Consider the following 4080-nt stretch of genomic DNA (forward strand, 5'->3'; position numbering starts at 1 on the left):
CGAAGCCTCGTATTTCGCGCGGTAGCCGGCATCGTCCAGATAGGCGCGGTGGCTCCACTCGGACGGTACGTCGTAGACGGATTCACCGGACTCAGCGGCCAAGCTGCTCATGGGCCTAACCTCATGCGCTTTCAACTATATTGGATTGGAACGCTTGTATTGCTGATACTGCAGACGCCTGCTGCCCAGCGAAAGCTGGGAAGTTTGTCATAGATACTGGGCTTATGATGGTTGGCCATAAGCGGCCTTTCTGCCCAAAATTTAAGCTATGTGAATCAATCCAACCGAGCTTGAGAGGTTCCTGCGAACCTTAAGAAGCTGCAGTGCTGGTGAGCCCCCCTTATTTTGCAAGTTCCTGACAAGTGCTTCCAGTTAAGTCTGGGTTTTAAAATAGATTTTGTCGAGGAGCGTGTGGAGCCTGACTTATGCAAATGTCGCGTTTGGCACATCCCAGATCTTGGCCATAGTTCTATGTCTAGGCGGTCAGCGGACGTTCATTAGCGCAAGATTGGACGACCTTAGCTTCACCTTTAGCCGACCAGTCTTTCGATCCTTTACGCGCCTATCAGCGTTTCTCGTCTGCGGTGCAGCGGGACCTTCGGTCCGAACTAACCCAACCGGCTGCGGCCGCGGGAACAGCCGAACGGAGATCGATCATGGCCGATGCAAGACAGACCAGCCTCGAGGTTCCTGCGCAGATGCGCGAGGGAGCCGAGAGAAGTCTCGAACAGGCCCGCCAAGCGCTGGACACCTTCCTGGGGGCAGCCCGCAGGGCCGCCGAAACCATGGAGCAATCGGCTGACACGGCTCGGTCTAGCACCAGGGACCTGACCCAGAGGACATTTTCCACCGCAGAGGAGAACATCCACGCTGCGCTAGACATGGCCGAGCGGCTTGTTCGGGCCAGAAATCCGCAGGAGGCGGCGCAGATCCAGGCCGAGTTCGTCCGCTCGCAGTTCGAGGCCATGCAGGCGCAGATGCGCGAGTTCAGTGCCAGCATGCAATCAGCTCTGAGCCAAGCAAGCTCAGGTCAGACGAACACGGACCAAACCGGCGGAACGGCAGGCTCGAGAGGCAGAAGTACCAGAAAATAAGACTGGAGCAGCGGGAGCTCGAAGTGAGGAGGTCCCGGTCATTCATTCCGTGGCCGGGGCCGTACTCACTGGCGCCTTTGCCCTACCGTTCGAGCACATAAGTGCCTGGCGCATCCTGCAGGGGCGGATACTTCGCGCTGCCCATCCGTGGTGGTGCGCCTTTCCGCCCCGACCGGACCGAAAGCCACGCCGTCCAGTCAGACCACCAGCTACCCTCATGCCGGATGGCGCTCTGCCGCCACTCCTCGGGGCTGCTCACTGACGCGGCATGGCCGTCCTGCGTCCAGTAGGTGCCTTTCCCACCGGGCGGGTTGATGATCCCGGCAATATGGCCGCTGGAGGCCAGCACGAAACGCACGTCCCCGCCGAACAGCTGCGTGATGCGCCAGGCCGCATCCCATGGCACGATGTGGTCCTTCTCCGCCCCCACAGCATAGGTGTCCTGGTGAATGCGGCCGAGATCAACCGCCTCGCCCTTGAGCGTGATCGTGCCGGGCTTGATCAGATTGTTCTCAACATAGGTGTTGCGCAGATACCAGCTGTGGGCGGCGCGAGCCATCCGGGTGCCGTCGCTGTTCCAGTACAGCAGATCGAAAGCGGGCGGCTTGTTGCCCATCAGGTAATTGTTGACCACATTGGCCCAGATCAGATCGTTGGAGCGCAGCAGGTTGAACATGTTGGACATCTCACGGCTGTCGAGATAGCCGCGCTCCATCATCTGCTGTTCGATCAAATCGATTCCCGGCTCGTCCATGAAGACCGCGGTGTCGCCCACTCGAGAGAAGTCCTGCAGCGATACCATGAAGCTGGCTGAGTTGAATCGTCTGTCGCCTTTGGCGGCGAGGACAGCCAACGTCATCGTCAACAGCGTTCCACCGATGCAGTAACCCATCACGTTGACCGTAGGGCTGCCTGTGATCTCACGCACCACATCGCTGGCTTCAAGCGGCCCGAGGTCCATGTAGTCCTCGATCCCAATCTCGTCCATGGACGCATCCGGGTTCTTCCAGGAGATCAGGAAGACCGTGAACCCGTGCTCGACCAAGTAACGCACCAAGCTATTCTTAGGCTGCATGTCGAGGATGTAGTACTTGTTGATCCACGGCGGCATGATCAGCAGCGGCGTCTCGTGGACCTTCTCTGCCGTGGGTGCATACTGGATCAGCTCGATCAGGCGATTGCGATGGACGACCTTTCCGGGCGTGAGGGCGAGGTTCCGCCCCGGGGCAAAAGCCTCGGTGTCGACCATGCTGAGACGCCCGGCCTGGAGATCGGCGATCAGGTTGGCGGCGCCCGCCGCAATACTGGCTCCGCCGGTCTCCACGGCTTTCTGAAGCGCAACGGGGTTCGACAACAGCATCAGGGTGGGGCTCATGGCATCCACGAACTGCTGCAGATGGAAGTTGATGCGTCGCTGCTCGGCCTCGTCCACGCCGTCCACGTCGCCCTGCTGCAGGAGCCAGTCCGACGCGAGCAAATAGATTTGCTGGAGGGTGCGGTAGACCGGATTTGCGTGCCATTCGGGAGCAGCAAACCGCTTGTCTGCGGTGGAAGCTGGGCTTCCGGCTGAGGACGAGCCGGCAAGGCCCAGCCAGCGCTGCCCTGCCTCCTGCCACACGCCAAGGGCAGAGCGCCATAGATCCTGATTGAGATCCGCGACAGCTAAAGCCGTGGTAGGCTTGTTCAGCGAGCGTAGCCAGACGATACGCAAAGCCCGTGCGATCTCGGCCCAGTCGACCGGCACGACCTCGCGCAGGGGATTGGCGTTCCACATCCGGTCAATGGAGCGGAGGGTCGGATCCTTTGCCAAGCTTTCCTGGAACTGACTGATCCCTCCTGCGATCACGCTTGAAGCCGGGCTGCTGGTTGTTATCTCCCACCACGCCGCACTTGGGCTAAATGGGGGTTGGATTGCACCTGACATCTGGTCCATCCAAGAAGCCCAAAGGCCGAGCATCACATCGGGTCCAGGCATGGTTCCACCCACCAACTGTGCTTGCGTCTTGTGACTGTCCTCGCCGGCCATGAGCTTCCTCCAAAGTTTGTGGGCGCAACTCTCAGACACCTTTGCGTTAGGGCGTCTTTGGAGTGCCCGTTCCTGCTCCGCTATTCAACAGTGAAGCGAGATGAGCTGGGCTCGCCAAATGGTGTGGTCCGTCGCGTTGATGCGAATGGCGACCCTGGAAGAACGCGCTATCGCGTGGGGCTGGTTCCTGTGAGCTGAGGTCAAAGTGCCTCATGCAAGATCCTATGACAGCATGGTTCAAGACAGGTTAGGCGCGGGAGAAGAGATTAAGGGCCTCAGGCTCAGTGGAGGAGATCATGACTGTAACATCTCTCGTCACAAAGACCTGCACCCCTGTCGCGGCGGCATCCCGCTCACGCTGGATGAAGGTCGCCGCGTTTCGAAAGCAGGCTCCCGGTTGGTCACTCCAGGATGAGGCTCGGCGGATCGAGCGGACGTATAGGTTCAAGAACTTTGCCGAAGCGTTCACCTTTGTAAGAAAGGTGGCCGAATTAGCCGAGGCCGAGGGTCATCACCCAGATGTTAGCTTCGGCCGGGGCTATGCAACGGTGTCCCTTCAGACCAAGAAGATCCAGGGGCTGCACGAGAATGACTTCATTATGGCCACCGAGATAGACGACTTGGCTGAAAACCTATCAATTGGCCCGTGCCCGCTGCTCACGACCTGTACGATCCGGCTGGAATTGTAAGTCGGTCAAATGTCTGCAAATGGCAGATTTCGTTGAAAAACTCCCAAGCCCTACTTCATCGATCTATTACTAGCGTCAGTGTGCCGGACGAAGCCCAGCATCCTGTATGCTAATCACGCCAAAAGCGGCAGTTGCAGACTTTTTCAACAGTATCGGCACGTCTCGGACCTAACGCGAAGGTCTGTTCACACGGGGAGGCTGTGTGGAAACAGGCTGATTTGGTAGACTTGCTCTCCGACGTGGGAGGCCAAGATGACGCGCTTCATCGAGG

The 4080-nt window shown here is 59.0% G+C and carries 3 protein-coding genes; 2 read left to right on the forward strand and 1 reads right to left on the reverse strand.

Features of this window, described 5'->3' with window-relative positions:
• Positions 1-656 precede the first annotated feature (656 nt).
• Complete coding sequence (locus tag DC522_RS32665) at positions 657-1094, forward strand: phasin (RefSeq protein ID WP_116532581.1); 438 nt, start codon at positions 657-659, stop codon at positions 1092-1094.
• An 82-nt stretch (positions 1095-1176) separates the two neighbouring features.
• On the opposite strand, the gene DC522_RS32670 is transcribed toward DC522_RS32665, so the two are convergent.
• Entirely contained in the window at positions 1177-2904 is a 1728-nt protein-coding gene (locus tag DC522_RS32670) for an alpha/beta hydrolase (RefSeq protein ID WP_245444735.1), read from the reverse strand.
• Between the two features lie 512 nt (positions 2905-3416).
• Here DC522_RS32670 and DC522_RS32675 point away from each other — a divergent pair.
• Entirely contained in the window at positions 3417-3809 is a 393-nt protein-coding gene (locus DC522_RS32675) for a 4a-hydroxytetrahydrobiopterin dehydratase (protein WP_116532583.1), read from the forward strand.
• Positions 3810-4080: the final 271 nt, after the last annotated feature.

Origin of the sequence: Microvirga sp. KLBC 81, from assembly GCF_003075415.1 — a bacterium.
Classification (GTDB): Bacteria; Pseudomonadota; Alphaproteobacteria; order Rhizobiales; family Beijerinckiaceae; genus Microvirga.

Bases quoted from the DNA above. Each gene is read 5' to 3' on its own strand.
- DC522_RS32665 (WP_116532581.1), top strand. From the start codon at position 657: ATGGCCGATGCAAGACAGACCAGCCTCGAGGTTCCTGCGCAGATGCGC.
- DC522_RS32675 (WP_116532583.1), top strand. From the start codon at position 3,417: ATGACTGTAACATCTCTCGTCACAAAGACCTGCACCCCTGTCGCGGCG.